Raw genomic sequence first — 17,753 nt, forward strand, 5'->3', positions numbered from 1 at the left:
TCATTTTTGATTACAGGACATTTAGAATTTAGCAGGGTAACCTGACCAACTTTTTTTATTTTTACCTTTTCTCATATGCCCCCAATGAAAGATGAAAACAGTTGATGACATTCTGAAACTTGGTGATCCACGCCTATACGAGGTATGTGACCCTGTGAAAAAAGAAGAACTCCCAATGGTAAAGCAATGGGTAAATGACCTTCACGAAGCAATGGAAGATATCCGTGCAAAGTATGGGTTTGGAAGGGGGATAGCTGCACCACAACTAGGGATTATGAAAAGACTTTTTTACCTTAACCTAGACCGCCCCTATGTCATCATCAATCCTGAAATCGTAAACCCAAGCGAGGAAGTTTTTGAACTCTGGGACGATTGCATGAGTTTCCCCAACCTTTTTGTCAAGGTCAAAAGACATCAGTCATTGACTTTGGAATACATAGATGAAAACTGGGAAAAGCAAACCTGGACCGTTAAAGGAGCCATTTCTGAATTGATCCAACATGAATACGATCATTTAGATGGAATTCTATGCACCATGAGGGCTATTGATGAGAAGAGTTTTAAGTTGAGGAATTAGAAATGTCTTGAGAGACAATTTGGGAGTTGATTGCGAATTGAATCATTTAAAAATTCAGGAGTTCATTAAATAGAAAGTATAGCAAAAGGGATTAATCAGGGCTAATTCCTTAAAATAGCGGATGTTTTTCGGATTCCATCGGGCTGCTTAAATTTAATTCCCTAAATTTGCACCAATTTAGCCGTAAGTAATTAACCTCTTTAAAACCTCATTAAGAATGCCTAAAGACTCCAGCATCAAACACATTCTACTCATCGGTTCAGGCCCTATTGTCATTGGACAAGCATGTGAATTTGACTACTCAGGAACTCAAGCCTCAAGATCACTCAGGGAAGAAGGTATCAAAGTCACTTTGATCAATTCCAACCCAGCCACTATCATGACTGATCCTGTGACTGCAGATAATGTGTATTTGTTGCCACTCGAAAAAAAATCCATCATCAAGATTCTTCAGGAACATCCGGACATTGACTGTGTGCTTCCTACTGTAGGTGGACAAACCGCTCTGAACCTAGCGATTGATTGCGAAAAAGCTGGAATTTGGAAAAAATTCGGTGTTAGAATGATAGGGGTAGACATTGATGCAATTGACACCGCAGAGAATAGGGAAAAATTCAAAGCCTTATTAGAAAAAATAGGAGTTGGAGTGTGTAAAGGAGCTACAGCTACTTCATTTCTCCAAGGGAAAGAAATAGCTCAGGAAATCGGATTCCCTTTGATCATAAGAGCATCCTATACCCTTGGTGGAGCGGGAGGTGCTTTTGTAGAAAAAGCCGAAGATTTTGAAAAAGCCCTCTCAGCAGGTTTACAGGCATCCCCGGTCCATGAAGTATTGATCGAACAATCAATTCTTGGATGGAAGGAATATGAGTTGGAGGTAATGCGTGACAATATCGGAAATATGATTGTCATTTGCTCCATTGAAAATTTTGACCCTATGGGTGTGCATACAGGAGATTCTATTACAGTAGCTCCGGCCCTGACACTTCCTGACACGGTCTATCAGCGTATGAGGAACTATGCCATCACCATGATGAACAGCATAGGGAATTTTGCAGGAGGTTGTAACGTACAATTTGCGGTAAGCCCTGACAACTCTGAAATCATTGGGATAGAAATAAACCCCAGAGTGTCACGCTCTTCTGCACTTGCCTCCAAAGCAACAGGTTATCCAATCGCCAAAGTAGCTGCTAAGCTAGCAATAGGTTATAACCTTGATGAGTTGACAAATTCAATCACAGGTACTACCTCTGCATTTTTTGAACCATCGATTGACTATGTAATTGTCAAAATTCCAAGATGGAACTTTGACAAATTCAAAGGGTCCGACAAAAGGCTAGGCCTTTCCATGAAAGCTGTAGGTGAGGTAATGGGTATAGGAAGAAACTTTCAGGAAGCCCTACAAAAAGCCTGTCAGTCATTGGAAATAAAAAGAAACGGGTTAGGCGCGGATGGAAAGGAATTAAGAGACCAGGAAAAAATCCTATATAGCTTGGCCAACCCAAGCTGGAACAGGCTTTTTCATGTTTATGACGCCTTCAAATTGGGGATTTCATTTAGAACAATCCAGGATCTGACTAAAATAGATAAGTGGTTTCTCAAGCAGATCGAGGAGCTTGTTCATATCGAAGCAGAAATCGAAAAATACGAGATTGATGACATCCCTTTGGAACTCATGGAACTTGCAAAAAGAAAAGGATATGCGGATCGTCAGATTGCACATTTGCTGGGCTGCTTAGAGTCGGAAGTATTTAACAAAAGATACGAAGAAATGGGAATAAAGCGGGTCTACAAACTTGTGGATACCTGCGCAGCTGAATTCGAAGCCAAAACACCTTATTACTACTCTACTTTTGGAGAAGAAAATGAGGCGATTCCTTCAGATAAGAAAAAAGTAGTTGTGTTAGGCTCCGGCCCAAACAGGGTGGGCCAAGGAATCGAGTTTGATTACTCTTGTGTACATGGTGTTTTAGCAGCAAAAGAATGCGGCTACGAAACAATAATGATCAATTGTAATCCTGAAACTGTATCTACTGACCCTGATGTTTCTGACAGGCTTTATTTCGAACCGGTTTTCTGGGAGCATATCTATGAAATAATACTCTCTGAAAAACCAGTTGGAGTAATTGTTCAATTAGGTGGACAGACTGCCTTGAAACTGGCTGAGAAATTAGATAAGTACGGAATACCAATCATAGGAACGAGCTACGAGGCTTTGGATTTGGCTGAAGACAGAGGAAGATTCTCCACTTTGCTCAAAGAAAATGAAGTGCCTTATCCGGAATTCGGAACAATACACAATACAGATGAAGCACTTGAGTTGTGCAAGACCATTGGATTCCCTCTGCTTGTCAGACCTTCCTATGTGTTGGGAGGACAAGGAATGAAAATCGTCATCAACGAAAAAGAGTTGGAAGAGCATGTAGTCAACGTACTCAGGGATATCCCAAACAATGAAATTTTACTTGACCACTTCCTAGAAGGTGCCATAGAGGCCGAAGCAGACGCAATCTGTGATGGGGAAAACGTCTACATCATAGGAATCATGCAGCACATCGAACCAGCAGGAATCCACTCTGGGGATTCTTATGCAGTCCTTCCTCCCTACAATCTCGGAGATTACGTCATGAGACAAATTGAAACTTACACCAAAAAAATAGCCTTGGCACTTAGAACGGTAGGTTTGATCAATATCCAGTTTGCCATCAAAAACGACAAAGTTTATGTTATAGAAGCCAACCCAAGAGCTTCCAGAACTGTACCATTTATCTGTAAAGCATATAGAGAACCTTATGTCAACTATGCCACTAAAGTAATGTTGGGTGAGAAAAAGGTGACAGATTTCAATTTCAAACCTTACAAGAGTGGCTATGCCATCAAGGAACCAGTATTCTCTTTTCACAAATTCCCTAATGTAAACAAGGAATTAGGACCTGAAATGAAGTCTACAGGTGAGGCCATCTACTTCATTGAAGACTTGATGGATGATTATTTTCTGAAAATATATTCTGAACGAAATCTGTACCTCAGCCGTTAATTTGAAAAGTGGAAGCGAGACAATACTACAAAAAAAGTCTCGCTTCTTTATTCTCGATTCTCAGATCTATAAAAAATGGGTTTTATATTCAAATTTATTCTAATTGCTGTTGCGCTTTCATGGATATTCTCCAGCTTACTCAAATTTTTTCTAAGAAGTAAACTAAAGCAGTTTGCCAATCATGCCAATGATCTTAAAAGAGAAGAGGAAAGACGCAATAAACCAAAAGATGGTAATGTGAACGTAGACCATATTCCCAGAGATTATCAGGAAAAACGTACCAAAGAAATACGTGGTGGAGATTACATCGACTATGAAGAAGTGAAGGACTAAAATCCTTCACTTTTTTTATTCCATGCCCTGTTATACACTAACAGGGGCCGAATAGAACCAAAGTAAAGATATGACGAGCCTAAGTGAGTGTCTTCACTCACTTCCCCTGCAACCGCATATGTTTTCCGTTAGTGAAGACACTAACGGGGGCCGAAAAAAACCAAAGTGATGGGATGAAGAGCCTAAGTGAGTGTCCTCAATCACTTCCCCTGCAACCGCATATGTTTGCCGTTGGTGAAGATACTTACGGGGGCCGAAAAAAACCAAAGTGATGGGATGAAGAGCCTAAGTGAGTGTCATCAATCACTTCCCCTGCAACCGCATATGTTTTCCGTTAGTGAAGATACTTACGGGGGCCGAAAAAAACCAAAGTGATGGGATGAAGAGCCTAAGTGAGTGTCCTCACTCACTTTCTCCTGCAAACACAAGGTTTATCCTTGGTGAAAAACTCATGTTGGCTTTTGACTTCTCCAATTTGTTTTCAAGGGATAAATGAAAGATAAACGGATAAGTTGTGCTTATTTTTTTAACTTCGATCAACATAAAACTATTTTTACCATAATAATAATCAGCATTTTGACCATGGAACTGGAGAGAATATACTTTTTTACAGCCACCATAAACTCTTGGAAACCCTTACTCTATAAAGATCATTTCAAATTGATTATCATTGATAGCTGGAAATATCTAATAGACAAATCTCTCATGAGGATTTATGGATACGTTATTATGCCAAATCATATCCATCTTATTTTCGAAATGACTGATTTGAATGGAAAAGAAATGCCCCATGCAAGCTTTCATAAATATACTGCTCATAAATTTTTAACCATTCTAAGAAAGACAAACCCCAACTTTCTTATTCAATTTAAGGTGGATGAGGCCAACAAAAAGCATTGTTTCTGGCAAAGAGACCCATTAGATGTAGAATTGTACTCTCCTTCCGTCATATATCAAAAATTGACATACATCCACAATAATCCATGCCGGGGCAAGTGGGAACTGGCCCAAAGCCCTTTGGATTATAAGTTTTCTTCTTGTTTGTTTTATGAAACTGGAGAAGACCCTTTCAATATACTAACTCACATTGGTCAAAGAATATGAATGTGTCCTTGAACCCGTTAGTGAAGACATTAACGGGGGCTGAATCGGGGGCCGCATGAAGGCTGAAAAGAATCTAATCAAATTAATCATATCATCATTCTTTAAAATCACGTATATTTAATTATAAATTAACACGTATCGGAAATGAGCACTAAACTAACCTTAACAATAGACAAATCAGTTATAGAAGATGCTAAGGCCTTTGCTAAAGCACAAGGAAGAAGTCTGTCTCAGATTATTGAAAATTATTTAAAATCACTTCCAACAGAAAAGGGACAAGAAGAGATTTCACCGAATGTAAAAAAACTAACTGGTGTCATAAAAGTCCCAAAAGACTTTGATTACAAGAAAGAACTCAGTGATGCAATAGCCGAAAAACACCTTAAGAAATGAAAGCAGTCCTTTTGGATTCTGACATTATCCTAGACGCAATGTCTGACCGCATCCCTTTTTCAGATGACGCTATCCGAATTCTTAATCTATGCGAAAGAAGAGAAATTCATGGATTGACCACGCCTGTGATTTTGAGCAACTTATACTATATCTTAAGACGTTTGGGGATGAAACATACTCATATACTTGATCATTTTAGGAATTTACTCACCAATATACTTTTTGACATTGTGGAAATAGATAAAAAATCTATCTTAGAAGCAATTGATTCAGATTTTTCGGATTTCGAAGATGCTATTCAAAACTATTCTGCCGAACAGCATCCAGAGATATCTATCATCATTACCAGAAACACCAAAGATTATAAAGAAAGTAACATCGCAGTCATGTCTCCAAAAGAGTTTCTAAACTCATTAATGTGATCAATAATACATGCTAAGCTGTTAACCATCAGGGAAGACACTCACGGGCGTCGAAAGAACCAAGGTAATGGGATGAAGAGCCTAAGTGAGAGCCCTCACTCACTTCCTTCCTGACGACCTCCTGCAATGCCAAAGTTGAAACCCTCTCACCGTCTGGGAGCCGATCAAAAAATCCTCACCACCATCTTTTAGTCTGAATTTTTTTTTCAGTTCATCGGCACTCATACTATAATTCCGCGTCAAGACATTGGCTTTCCCTGAAGGGAAAAGTTTCTTAATCTCCTTTTTTGGCTGATTGATCTCTGAAAGAATCTCAAAAACCCTCCCAGGAATCTGTCCCACAAACTTATTTCCTGTAAAAAAAATGTGAGTTTGGATGGATTTTTCCCAACCCAAAACGATGCCCGAAGATTTTGAATGCCCCCGCTTTCAAAATGGCCGCATTAGGTTCATATAGGAATTGGCCTACTTCCTCCGCTATCTTATTGGATGAGTTTTCCTCTTCCTCGAATGTGAATGAAAAAGCTATAGAAGCCTCATTTCTGATATCAACTGCTTCTATCCGAGGAGAAGACCCTACAGATTCCAAAGACCAAAATAAAAGAACTTCTTTTACCTCATTTTTGACAGATAGCACCATAATCTTGGCAAGGTCCTGGAGACTTCCCAAAGCCAGCTTGAGATCCAGCATAGGAGAGGCTTTTACCAATATAGCTTTAGACTTAGACTTCAGACCATCCCATTGCCCTACTATATCCGGTTCGCAATCTTCCAGTCGATATAATTTTCGGTTACCCTCTCCTCTCCTGGCAGGATCAATAAAAACCAAGTCAAATACTTCTTGCTGCTGGATAAACCAAGTCATGCTGTCTCCCAATACAAATTCGAATTTATCTGGCGACAGGACCTTAAGATTGTGCTTAGTTATGTCAAAAAGATCCTTGTTTTGCTCACAATAAACTGCCGTTTGGAATTTTTGACTTAAAAAATAGCTGTCTACTCCCAGGCCACCTGTAAGGTCTACCATTTTCCCTCCTGAAACTAATCCAACCTTATATCTACCGGTGAGCTCTGAAGAGGCCTGCTCAATAGAAAGGCTAACAGGAAAAATCAGGTTTCTATTTTTATACCAACTTGGAACCTTGGACTTTACTTTTTGTCGGGCATTGATTTGTTGTACCGCAAACTTCAGGTCAAAGTCTACCTTTCCAAGATAGCCCAAAAGCAATTGTGCAGGATCATCATCAAGGTGATCCTGCACAAACTGTTTCATTTCATCGGTATATAATCCTACTTGAGACAAATTATTTCATGCTGTGTTCTAATAAATAACCTGCAATCTGCACGGCATTTGTAGCAGCGCCTTTCCTTAAATTGTCGGCCACTATCCACATATTCAATGTATTTGGCTGAGATTCGTCTCTTCTCAACCTACCTACGAATACCTCGTCCTTTTTATGCGCTGTCAATGGCATTGGGTAGATGTTATTTGCCGGATCATCCTGAAGAATAACTCCTGGTGTCTTGGACAGAATTTCTTTTACTTCTTCCAGATCAAAATCTTCATGAAACTCCACATTTACAGCTTCTGAGTGACCGCCCATGGTCGGGATCCTTACCGTAGTAGCTGTGACCTGTATGCTATCGTCCCCAAAAATCTTTTTGGTTTCGTTGATCATTTTCATTTCTTCTTTGGTATATCCATTTGGCTGAAAAACATCAATGTGAGGAAGGACATTCATGTCAATTTTGTGCGGATAGACCATCTCAGCCGTTCCACCAGCCCTCTCAGCCATCATTTGATCCACAGCGGCCTTCCCTGTACCTGTTACAGATTGGTATGTAGACACGACAATTCTTTTGATTTTATATTTTTTGTGAAGCAGGTTCAAAGCAACAACCATCTGAATGGTTGAGCAATTTGGGTTTGCGATAATCCTGTCATCAATTCTAATATCTTTGGCATTGATCTCGGGAACCACCAGTTTTTTAGAAGGATCCATTCTCCATGCCGAAGAATTGTCGATAACAATGGTACCTACAGCAGCAAACTGTGGCGCCCACTCCAGAGAAGTGCTACCACCAGCAGAGAAGATCGCAACATCCGGCTTCTCAGAAACAGCCTGTTTCAATCCCATAATGGTATATTCCTTACCCTTGAAAGTCATTTGCTTTCCGGCAGACCTTTCGCTTGCCACGAGTAATAATTCATTAAATGGGAAATTGTGCTCTTCCAGCACTTCGAGGATTTCTGAGCCTACCAATCCGGTAGCTCCTACTACTGCTAGTTTCATTTTTATTTTGGTTAATTTTCTTAAGAACCGCAAAGGTAAAAGAAGAATTCCCAAAAAAGATACATCCAAGCAGGATAATTGATTAGTTTTCAAAAAATTAGCCTATTTTTTGCTAAAAATCGAAAGAATAGCTGTTAATCGGTTATTATTAGCACCAAATTCTCTCATTTTTTAATTTTAAATATGATGCGGTCAATCTTATTTTTAGCGACTTTGGGGAATTATCTGCTATCTGTATTTTTGATTTCCCTTTTTCATCCTGCTCTAGCACAAGTACAGGATTTTGAAAACAGCTTTGCAATTGTCAACCATCCTGAAGAGTTTCTTCCATCTTGGTCGGCCAATGAAGTCAGAAATAACGCTGCAAGGGTTTTCCAAGCCAATACTGAAGGAAGGTTTGGAACTCGAGCACTTGGAGTTCAGCCCATTAGTTCTTTCAATGGAGAAATTTACTTCAAAACATCAACTGTAGACTTTTTAAATCCAAAATTGGCTTTCTTCGCCAAATCAAAAATAAATGGCTCAGGCAATAGGCCAGCGATGCTCTTTGTTTCATTTTCTGAAGATGGACTTTCATTTGATTCTGAAATCCCTGTCGGAGATGAAAATACTTTCCCTAACCTAAACAAAACTTACAGTCTTTTTGAAATCACAATACCAGAGGATTTACACCGAAAAAACGAACTTTGGATAAAATTCCATGTCAAATACGGTCCCGGAACAGGCTCAGCTGCAAGATTTTTTATGGATGATGTGGGACTATTTGAATTCGAAGAAGCCGTAGATCCAATAATTGTAAAAAATACAAGCGTACTCAATCCATACACGCTACAATTAGACTTCAACAAAAAAATCAACACCCCAGCCATCCATCAGGTTCAGATTTCAAACAACCGGATTTTAGAGCTGCTTCACCCATCAGACACAACCTTAATAATTTACACCAATTCTGAATTGATTCATGAAGGCAAGGTTGACCTGGTGGACATTTCAGAAAAAGAAAGCTCAAAAAAGGAGTCAGTAAGCACTGTTATAGAAAATGAATTTATAACACTTGGAAACTTAAACATTCAAGGCCCAAAAAACATTCTTCTGGGATTTTCACAGCCTTTTCAGGCCAACTCGGTAAGCCAAACTTCGCATTTTTCAATAAATGAAACTCCCCCGCAGGATATCTCATTGCTTGAAAATGGGTATGATGTCATTCTCCATCTGGCCTCAAACCTTCAATTGGGACAGGAAGTCCAAGTATTGGCAAGCAGTCTTGTAAATAAGCTATCTATTCCAAACCCAAACAATTCTTCAGTTTTCATCTTGTATGAGGACTATGTGGAGGACCTTTTTGTGAAAGATGCTCAGACTCTAATCTTGAAGAGTAAAATTGACCTCAATAAGGAAAATACAGAAAGCCTCAATTTTGAAATTGAGGAAAGGACTGACATCAAATTATCTCCAATATTGACAGGTGATCAGGAAGTAACACTTAAAAGCAATACAGCTTTTGAAGAGGGGGTTGCCTATTCCCTTATTTTGCCATCCCGTGAAAGTAAGCGAGGGATGTATATTCCGGGATCAATCCATAATTTCATCTTTGACACCTTGCCTCCAAGCCTGATAGAAATCAAAGCAATAGCTCAATCACGTTTAATGCTGGTATTTTCTGAGGAGATAGATCCGATATTTGCTTCCATCCTAAACAACTTTGAAATATTGGGTCAAAACCCAATTCGTGTGAGCCTACAAAAAAACCATGTCATTTTAGATTGGGATTTGATTTTTGAAAAAGACGAAACCTACACCCTTCAAATTGAAACCGTTAGTGATTTGCAGGGAAACTCCATTTCCAACATCTCTAAAAATTTCACCTTTGAGGAGGAACAAAAATTAGGTTTTAAGGATGTTGTTCTGAATGAAATAATGCCTGCCCCGAGAGCAACGAACCCTTTACCGAACGTAGAATTTGTTGAACTCTACAACCCTACAGAAAAACCCCTTTATTTAGGAGGCATGCAGTTGGCAAACTCCAGAAGAGAAAGTATCCTGCCCAGTGCTGTCATTGAGCCAAAAGCATATTTGATACTCTGTCCTAGAAACCAAGCCAGCCAGTTTGAAAAGTATGGTGATGTTTTGGGACTGAGTAACTGGCCTACACTTCTGAATACTGCGGACCAAGTCAAACTATTGAGTGCTGAAAATGAGATACTAGACAGCCTTAACTATGACAGGGATACATTTGGTGGAACAGCAATTGCAAATGGAGGCTATAGCCTTGAAATAGCCAATCCCTACCTGAACTGCTACCTTCCCTCCAATATCAAAGTATCTCAGGCAGAAAATAGAGGAACTCCAGGAAGTAAAAACTCAGTATATACAGATACACCAGATTTTTCTGAACCTGTTTTTGAAAAAAGTTTGGTAATTGACCCGCATAAAGTATTGCTGGAATTTTCAAAAATTTTACAACAGGACCTTCGCAGTCTTTTGATTGAAACCACCCCTTCACTTAAACTAAAGAATGTTGAAATAGGGGAAACCCAAAACTCGCTCATTCTCACTTTTGCAGAACCAATAAAAGTTGACATAAAGTACAAACTAAAGATTTTAAACCTTAGGGACTGTGTTGGGAATGCATTCAACAAAACTTCTGAGGTTTACTTTGTAATGCCTTCCGACGCCAACGAAGGTGATATCATTATCAACGAGGTGCTGTTCAACCCGCGTACGGGTGCCCCAAAATTTGTAGAGATTTATAATTCCTCTGCGAAATTTTTAAATCTGAAAGACTGGAAATTAGCTAACCTGAATTCAGATGAGGAAGTAGCCAATAGAAGAGTGCTATTTCCACAGGATTTTATCCTTGAGCCCCACAGTTTCCTGATTTTCACCACAGATTCTGAAAAGCTCAAACAAGAGTACCCAAAAGGAAAAGAAAAAAATTTTATTGAGCTCAATACCCTTCCAAGCTATCCCATAAGCGCGGGGAATGTAATACTTTTAAACCCAGATGAAAGCCTTATTGAAATCTTCAGCTATTCAGATAAAATGCATCACCCATTGCTCAAAGAAACCAAGGGGGTATCACTGGAAAGACTTTCCCCAACAAGCCCTGTCAATGACCTGAACAATTGGCATTCAGCATCATCAACGGAAGGGTATGCGAGCCCCGGTTATAGAAATTCACAAAACTTTGAAGGGAATCATGGAATGGGTATAGAAATTCAACCAAGAGTTTTTGTTCCTGAAGCGGCAGGAGAACAACCTTTTACGACTATTTCTTACCGTATGCCACAAAGCGGAAATATAGCTACCCTAAGAATATACAGTGCCACGGGAGCTTTGGTGAGAGAACTTTGCCAGAACGCCATTTGGGGAGAAAATGGATTTTATCTCTGGGACGGAACAGATTCAAATAGCAGGAAAGTAAGGCCGGGCTACTATGTAGTCTGGTTGGAGATTTTTGATTTACAGGGAAAAGTTTCCCAAATCAGAAAAACAGTGATAGTTGGGACAAAATTTTAAAATTATATAGTCTAAATTACCTAAAATCAGTAATTTAGAATGCGCATCCACAAACCCAAAAATCCAATGAAACCCGACCTCATTTCCCAAACCCTCAAAACCTATTTCGTAGAAAAAGGAAAGACAATCAAAGTAATCCAAAGATACCTTCGCATTCATTATAAATTGATTATGGATGAAAAAGTGCTGATGAAAAGGGTGCAAAACCTTTAAGTAATTAAAAACCGTCGGCTGACGGTTTTTTTATTTTTGATTTTAAAAAGCTAAGCGTATTTTAGGGAACTTTTCAATCACCCTGGGTAGATTGGATTTACACTACATAAACAGTACAACTATGGGCCAAGAAGAAAAAACAGCATATTCACCAGAGGAGTTAAAGGAATTTGAAGAAATCATCTTAAAAAAACTTGGAGTCGCCAAAGAGGAATTGAGCTCTCTTAAGTCGACCTTAAGCAAAAAAAATGATTCCGGGACTGATTTTACAGCTTCTACTTCCAAATTATTAGAGGACGGGGCAGACACGCTGGAAAGAGAAAGCCTAAGCCAACTGGCAGCTAGGCAACAAAAATTCATCATCAACCTGGAAAATGCTTTGGTCAGAATAAAAAACGGTACATACGGAGTATGTGTGGATACTGGGAAATTAATTTCCAAAGACCGCTTGAAAGCTGTACCTCATACGATGCACTCCATCGAAGCTAAACTTGCAAAAAAATAATTGGAGTTTCTACACAAGCATATTGAAGCTTTAATATTCTGTTCTCCATCTCCGTTGGGTATTGATGAAATTCAAAAATGCCTCACGGAGATGTTTGAAACAGAAGTCCCCAAAGATCATATTTTGGAAGCTATAGAGGTTCTTCAGGACAAATATGTCCAAGAAGACTTTTCTTTTGCCCTGGAGCAACTTGGGGGGGGCTATCAGTTCTTAACCAAGCCTGCATATCAAACCAGCATTTCTATTCTGCTTAAACAACAATCCCAAAAACGATTATCAGCAGCACAGTTGGAAACACTCTCCATCATCGCATATAAGCAACCGGTAACCAAGTCAGAAATAGAGCAAATTCGTGGTGTAAGTTGCGATTACTCCATTCAAAAGTTACTGGAAAAAGAATTGGTTGCTATAAAAGGCAAAGCTGATTCTGTAGGAAAACCCTTGCTTTATGGCACAAGCGAAAAATTCATGGAGTATTTTGGAATCAACAAAATTTCCGATCTCCCTCAACCAAAGGATTTCACCCAAGAAGAAAACCAGATTGGAGAAGAGAAAGATTAGGGTTACTCTACCCTGCTGACTTCGGCATGTGCTGAAATCAAATATTTTCTCCCAGTTGACAATTCCTCGCAAAGCACCCTTGTCCGCCTTAAAACTTCTTTTCTAAACTTTCTTCCTCTCAGTTCAAAACTTTCACCAAATTTCAGGTCTGCTAACAAAACCCCTGAAATTGAGTCTTTTTTATCGTACCCTTTTACCACTTTACTCAAAAATAAATCAGCACCGGTACTGGCTTTTGGGTTTGCCATGTGCCTGGTCAGTGCAAGTCGGATATCTTTTGGAAACACATGTTCATTCAATACCGGAGAAAGCAATTTTTGAAAAGTCTGCTTCCATTCTCTTCCATGCGGAGCTATACCTAAGCCATACTGCAAATAGGCTCTGTAATGTGCTACCTCATGAATGTAGGTAATCAGAAATTGGTAGGGATTTAGATTATGATTGATTGAGATCGTTTGGATAATCCTGTCTTTCCTGAATCTAAAATCACCAAGCTTACTACTTCTTTCCTTCGTAATCAAAAAGTTGAAAGGTTTTTCTCTCCAAAGGTCAAAGCAATAATCTACAGAACCTGCAGGTACATGTTTTTGAAAAGCCTTAAGAAATTTATCATCCGCACTCATTGGTCGAATATAAAAAAAGTCCCGCTTTTCAACGGGACTTTTGAATGAAATAGGTAGAAAATTAAGCTTCTACTTCTTCTTCAATAACTTCAACAGTGTCTTCGATTGCACCTTCTACTTCTTCAGCTGATTCTTCGATAGCCTCTTCAGTTTCTTCGATGATTACTTCGATTTCTTCTGTTTCCTCGTTTGATTCTTTGTTTCCGCAAGCAGCAGTAAATAACATACCAGCCACAGCGAACATTGCAAATACCTTTTTCATGATGTTTTGTTTGTTTCTTAAAATTTAAGCACGCAAATGTAAAACAATGAAATGGATTGTCAAGCTCAGCTAGCAATTATTTTTTACTTCTTTTTGAAAGTCACTTTGATTGGAACTCCCTCAAAATCAAAGTTTTCACGAAGTCTATTTTCCAGATATCTGGTATAGGGCTCCTTGATATATTGGGGAAGATTACAGAAGAAAGCAAATACCGGATTTTTGGTGGGTAATTGCGTGATGTATTTGATTTTAATATACTTCCCTTTATTTGCAGGAGGAGGATATTTTTCAATTTCCGGAAGGATTTTATCATTCAGCTTAGAGGTAGACACTTTTCTGGTCTTATTTTCAAATACCTTGACAGCCAATTCGATTGCCTGAAATATCCGTTGCTTTTCTTCTACCGAAGTAAAAATAATCGGGATCCACTTATTTTCGCCCAACTTTTCGAGCATATCCTTCTTGATCTTATCCATGGTCTTGTGATCCTTTTCGATCAAATCCCACTTATTGACCATGATCATAATTCCTTTGTTGTTTTTGATTCCAAGTGAAATCAGGTTCATATCCTGAGATTCCAGCCCCCTACTCGCATCTACCATGACTATCAAAACATCAGATTCCTCCAAAGTCCTCAAAGAACGCATGACAGAATAAAACTCGATATCTTCTTTGACTTTAGCTTTTTTTCTGATACCAGCTGTATCTGTGATAATAAAGTCCTGGCCATATAGCTTATACCTTGTATGGATTGCATCTCGGGTTGTTCCGGCTTCATTTGTGACTATAGACCTTTCTTTACCTAAAAGCGCATTAAGGAAAGAAGATTTTCCAACGTTGGGTCTTCCTAGAATAGCTATCTTCGGAATTCCATCCTCAGGATCTTCTACTCCTTCATCAGGAAAATGCTTGATAACCTCATCCAAAAGGTCTCCTGTCCCACTCCCACTCGCTGCTGCGATAGGAAACACCTCGTTTTCCCCAATACCCATCGCATAAAATTCAGCAGCGGCCAAGGACTTTTCAGGTGTGTCTGCCTTATTCGCTACAATAAATACCGGCTTTTCAGATGTTCTTAAGACATTTGCAAAATCTTTATCCATGTCAGTCAGTCCGTCATGGCAGTCCACCACAAAGAGAATCACATTGGCCTCTTCCAAAGCCAACTTCACCTGCTTGCGTATTTCAGCTTCATAAACATCCTCTGAACCCATCACGTAACCTCCAGTATCAATTACAGAAAAAAACTTCCCACCCCAAGTGGCATGTCCATAATGTCGGTCACGGGTGACTCCTGATACGTTATCTTCTATTGCTTTACGCTCTTCAACCAATCTATTAAAAAAGGTAGATTTGCCTACATTGGGCCTACCTACTATTGCTACTATATTTGCCATACTTATATTACTTATTGGTCGTAACCAAATTTTCTCAACTTATTTTTATTTTTTCTCCAATCATCTTCTACTTTGACAAAGGTCTCCAGGAAAATCTTCTTTCCGAAAAATTTCTCCATTTCCTCCCTTGCCTGAATTCCTACCCTTTTGAGTGCTTTTCCACCCTCGCCTATGATAATTCCCTTCTGGCTTTTTCTTTCCACATAAATGATAGCCCGGACTCTGATGATTTTTTCGTCTTCATAAAAATCCTCAATTGCCACTTCAGTACTGTAAGGAATCTCTTTTTTATAATTCAGGAAAATCTTCTCCCTGACAATTTCAGATGCAAAGAAACGCTCGGGTTTGTCAGTAAGTTCTTCTTTGTCATAAAATGGAGGATGTTGCGGAAGTCTTTCCAAAATTTCAATCAGAATGCGTTCGGTATTGAAACTTTCGGTGGCTGAAATGGGGATTACCGTTTCTGCTTTGATTCTCTGTGTCCAATACGCCGTTACTTCCTCCAATTGATTTTCTTTGGAAAGATCAATTTTGTTGATAACAAGTAATACAGGAACACCTGATTGGTTGATCTTTTCAATTACGTCTTCTATTTCAGCATCTGTTTCAAATAGATCGGTTACGAAAAGGATCACATCTGCGTCCTCCAGCGACATATTCACAAAACCCATCATGTTCTTATGCAGTTCATATTTGGGTTTGAGCATACCTGGTGTATCCGAAAACACAATCTGGTACGCATCATCATTGATGATACCCATGATCCTATGCCGGGTAGTCTGTGCCTTAGAGGAGATGATCGAAAGTCTCTCACCGATCAATACATTCATCAAGGTAGATTTGCCTACATTGGGCTTGCCCACTATGTTTACAAATCCTGCTTTGTGTGTTTGTTCGGTCATGACAATAATTTTTTCACAAAGGTACTTGATTTTTTTGAGTATCAGTCAGTTTAACCCCCATAAACCAAAGAAGCTTTCGATTAACAGCATCTAATCGGGCTCGAAAAAGAATTTTAATGGTTAAATCACCTCTCAATCAGCAATATATTCCAATTTCCAGCTCTCTGAAAAAGGAAATTGAATAAAAAATAAGTACACATGTTTGCATTTTAATCTTAAGCCCCATACTTTTGTACCACACTAAAGGCAAATGGCCTTTCAACAATCGAATTTAAAAGCTAAAAGCTTTAAAAATATATCGCGGGATGGATCTGCAACGGCAGATCGTCGGGCTCATATCCGACGCGGCGGACACAGCCTCGAGTCCGGAAATTATTTGATTTGAAATATTGAAAATATATCGCGGGATGGAGCAGTTGGTAGCTCGTCGGGCTCATAACCCGAAGGTCACAGGTTCGAGTCCTGTTCCCGCTACTACGAAGACCGGTCATAACTGACCGGTTTTTTTTGTTCCCGTTTACCAGATCGTCTGACTCATATCCGCCACGGTGGACACAGGCTTTCGGGACTGTTCCCGCTACTTCAAAGGAAACTGGAAACTGCGCCCTTTTTTTTGCAAATTAATTTTTAGACCACATGTTTACCGTATATGCCCTTTACAGTCCGGCTTTTGACAAGATTTACGTTGGCTTCACCTCTAATTTAGAGCAAAGACTACTTTCCCATAATGTGAATAAATTTAATTTCTGTCTTGATCGTGAAGCATGTTTTGAACGTCCAATTATCTTCTTTTATGCTTTTACAAAAATTAAATGTAATTTTTTAATTTTGTATATTTGATCAAAGACTAAAATAATGGATTTAGAAGCAAGAAAGATATTGTTTGTTCAAGAGTTCTTAAGACTTCAAAACGAGGAAATCGTTAGTGTTCTTGAGAATTTACTGAGAAAACAAAAGGCCGAGTTAATTGAAAGAAATTTTAAGCCGATGACAAAAGAGGAATACAATGCAGAAATTGATCAGGCAATGAAGGACTCACAAAATGGACGAATGATCAAAGCGACAGATCTAAAATCTAAAATTCAAAAATGGCGTTAGAAGTTTACTGGCTTGAACTTGCCGAAAATAAACTAGAAGATATCTACGGTTATTATTCCATAAGAGCTAGTAAAAGAGTTGCTGAAAAATTAGTTAACGGAATTGTTGATAGTACTATTAAACTTAAGAATCAGCCAGAAGTTGGGCCTATTGAGTTAAGTTTAGAAAAAAGGCCACAAAAATTCAGATATTTAATTTATAAAAATTACAAAATAGTTTATTGGATCAACAAAGAATTTAATCGTGTAGAAATAGCCAATGTTTTTGATACAAGGCTAAATCCTGATAAAATAAATGAAACAAAATAGGGAGGTAAAATATAAATAAACATCACTTTTTGATTTCGACTCCCACAATATTCTCAGCATTCATTCGCATATAAGCATTCATCTTCATTCGCCCGCTTTGAACTTGCTTACTGACAGGTAGAGCTGGCATACCTTACACTTTTTCAGCAAGCCTTAATGTAAAGAAAATTTGAATTCTTTTACATTGTATTGGCTTAATGTTAAG

At 38.8% G+C, this 17,753-nt stretch carries 20 protein-coding genes and 1 tRNA gene; 14 read left to right on the forward strand and 7 right to left on the reverse strand.

Annotation, left to right across the window (positions count from 1 at the left end; genetic code table 11):
* The first annotated feature begins 91 nt into the window (after positions 1–91).
* The 6 genes from A33Q_RS06960 (at position 92) to A33Q_RS06985 (ending at position 5,866) form a co-directional block, all read left to right on the forward strand.
* A complete protein-coding gene (locus A33Q_RS06960) occupies positions 92–577 on the forward strand; it encodes a peptide deformylase (protein WP_009035590.1) in 486 nt (161 codons plus the stop codon).
* 217 nt (positions 578–794) lie between these two features.
* Positions 795–3,614, forward strand: a complete 2,820-nt coding sequence (gene carB / locus A33Q_RS06965; protein ID WP_009035591.1) for a carbamoyl-phosphate synthase large subunit — start codon at positions 795–797, stop codon at positions 3,612–3,614.
* 75 nt (positions 3,615–3,689) lie between these two features.
* Positions 3,690–3,947, forward strand: a complete 258-nt coding sequence (locus A33Q_RS06970) for a DUF4834 family protein (protein WP_009035592.1) — start codon at positions 3,690–3,692, stop codon at positions 3,945–3,947.
* A 582-nt stretch (positions 3,948–4,529) separates the two neighbouring features.
* Positions 4,530–5,051: a transposase gene (locus A33Q_RS06975; protein WP_009035593.1), complete on the forward strand. Its 522-nt coding sequence runs from the start codon at positions 4,530–4,532 to the stop codon at positions 5,049–5,051.
* A 144-nt stretch (positions 5,052–5,195) separates the two neighbouring features.
* Complete coding sequence (locus A33Q_RS06980) at positions 5,196–5,444, forward strand: DUF6364 family protein (protein WP_009035594.1); 249 nt, start codon at positions 5,196–5,198, stop codon at positions 5,442–5,444.
* Positions 5,441–5,866, forward strand: a complete 426-nt coding sequence (locus A33Q_RS06985; RefSeq protein WP_009035595.1) for a PIN domain-containing protein — start codon at positions 5,441–5,443, stop codon at positions 5,864–5,866. Before A33Q_RS06980 ends, A33Q_RS06985 begins: the two co-directional genes overlap by 4 nt.
* Positions 5,867–5,965: 99 nt before the next feature.
* Here A33Q_RS06985 and A33Q_RS22350 read toward each other — a convergent pair whose 3' ends face one another.
* From A33Q_RS22350 to A33Q_RS06995, 3 genes are read right to left on the reverse strand one after another with little or no spacing between them, the layout of a single operon-like run.
* Entirely contained in the window at positions 5,966–6,208 is a 243-nt protein-coding gene (locus A33Q_RS22350) for a THUMP-like domain-containing protein (protein WP_016254837.1), read from the reverse strand.
* Between the two features lie 4 nt (positions 6,209–6,212).
* Positions 6,213–7,139, reverse strand: a complete 927-nt coding sequence (locus A33Q_RS06990; RefSeq protein WP_016254838.1) for an RsmD family RNA methyltransferase — start codon at positions 7,137–7,139, stop codon at positions 6,213–6,215.
* A 31-nt stretch (positions 7,140–7,170) separates the two neighbouring features.
* Entirely contained in the window at positions 7,171–8,160 is a 990-nt protein-coding gene (locus tag A33Q_RS06995) for an aspartate-semialdehyde dehydrogenase (RefSeq protein ID WP_009035596.1), read from the reverse strand.
* 183 nt (positions 8,161–8,343) lie between these two features.
* On the opposite strand from A33Q_RS06995, the gene A33Q_RS07000 reads away from it, so the two are divergent.
* The 4 genes from A33Q_RS07000 to scpB all read left to right on the forward strand — a co-directional run bounded on the left by A33Q_RS07000 (position 8,344) and on the right by scpB (position 12,958).
* Positions 8,344–11,679, forward strand: coding sequence for a lamin tail domain-containing protein (locus A33Q_RS07000; protein ID WP_152527387.1), 3,336 nt, complete (start codon positions 8,344–8,346; stop codon positions 11,677–11,679).
* 66 nt (positions 11,680–11,745) lie between these two features.
* Positions 11,746–11,892: a hypothetical protein gene (locus A33Q_RS22300; protein WP_016254839.1), complete on the forward strand. Its 147-nt coding sequence runs from the start codon at positions 11,746–11,748 to the stop codon at positions 11,890–11,892.
* Positions 11,893–12,013: 121 nt separating this feature from the next.
* Positions 12,014–12,397, forward strand: a complete 384-nt coding sequence (locus A33Q_RS07005; RefSeq protein ID WP_009035599.1) for a TraR/DksA family transcriptional regulator — start codon at positions 12,014–12,016, stop codon at positions 12,395–12,397.
* Positions 12,398–12,958 (forward strand): SMC-Scp complex subunit ScpB, encoded by a 561-nt coding sequence (gene scpB / locus A33Q_RS07010; protein ID WP_016254840.1) that lies wholly within the window; start codon positions 12,398–12,400, stop codon positions 12,956–12,958.
* A 2-nt stretch (positions 12,959–12,960) separates the two neighbouring features.
* Here the strand turns inward: scpB and A33Q_RS07015 are convergent, their stop codons facing one another.
* The 4 genes from A33Q_RS07015 to era all read right to left on the reverse strand — a co-directional run bounded on the left by A33Q_RS07015 (position 12,961) and on the right by era (position 16,151).
* Entirely contained in the window at positions 12,961–13,581 is a 621-nt protein-coding gene (locus A33Q_RS07015; protein WP_009035601.1) for a transcription elongation protein SprT, read from the reverse strand.
* A 61-nt stretch (positions 13,582–13,642) separates the two neighbouring features.
* Positions 13,643–13,843 carry a hypothetical protein gene (locus tag A33Q_RS07020; RefSeq protein ID WP_009035602.1) on the reverse strand — a complete coding sequence of 67 codons (201 nt, stop codon included), beginning with the start codon at positions 13,841–13,843 and terminating at the stop codon, positions 13,643–13,645.
* 83 nt (positions 13,844–13,926) lie between these two features.
* The gene (gene der, locus A33Q_RS07025; RefSeq protein WP_009035603.1) at positions 13,927–15,240 is read right to left on the reverse strand and encodes a ribosome biogenesis GTPase Der; all 1,314 of its coding nucleotides are present in this window, start codon (positions 15,238–15,240) and stop codon (positions 13,927–13,929) included.
* A gap of 11 nt (positions 15,241–15,251) precedes the next feature.
* Positions 15,252–16,151, reverse strand: a complete 900-nt coding sequence (gene era, locus A33Q_RS07030) for a GTPase Era (RefSeq protein ID WP_323749297.1) — start codon at positions 16,149–16,151, stop codon at positions 15,252–15,254.
* A gap of 392 nt (positions 16,152–16,543) precedes the next feature.
* Here era and A33Q_RS07035 point away from each other — a divergent pair.
* The 4 genes from A33Q_RS07035 to A33Q_RS07045 all read left to right on the forward strand — a co-directional run bounded on the left by A33Q_RS07035 (position 16,544) and on the right by A33Q_RS07045 (position 17,548).
* Positions 16,544–16,616 (forward strand) — tRNA-Met (locus A33Q_RS07035).
* Between the two features lie 162 nt (positions 16,617–16,778).
* Positions 16,779–16,982 (forward strand): GIY-YIG nuclease family protein, encoded by a 204-nt coding sequence (locus A33Q_RS21780; protein ID WP_084328472.1) that lies wholly within the window; start codon positions 16,779–16,781, stop codon positions 16,980–16,982.
* A gap of 15 nt (positions 16,983–16,997) precedes the next feature.
* The gene (locus tag A33Q_RS07040; RefSeq protein ID WP_009035605.1) at positions 16,998–17,240 is read left to right on the forward strand and encodes a hypothetical protein; all 243 of its coding nucleotides are present in this window, start codon (positions 16,998–17,000) and stop codon (positions 17,238–17,240) included.
* On the forward strand, positions 17,231–17,548 hold the full coding sequence (locus tag A33Q_RS07045) for a type II toxin-antitoxin system RelE/ParE family toxin (RefSeq protein WP_009035606.1): 318 nt from the start codon (positions 17,231–17,233) through the stop codon (positions 17,546–17,548). Before A33Q_RS07040 ends, A33Q_RS07045 begins: the two co-directional genes overlap by 10 nt.
* Positions 17,549–17,753: the final 205 nt, after the last annotated feature.

Origin of the sequence: Indibacter alkaliphilus LW1, assembly GCF_000295935.2 — a bacterium.
Taxonomy (GTDB): Bacteria; Bacteroidota; Bacteroidia; order Cytophagales; family Cyclobacteriaceae; genus Indibacter; species Indibacter alkaliphilus.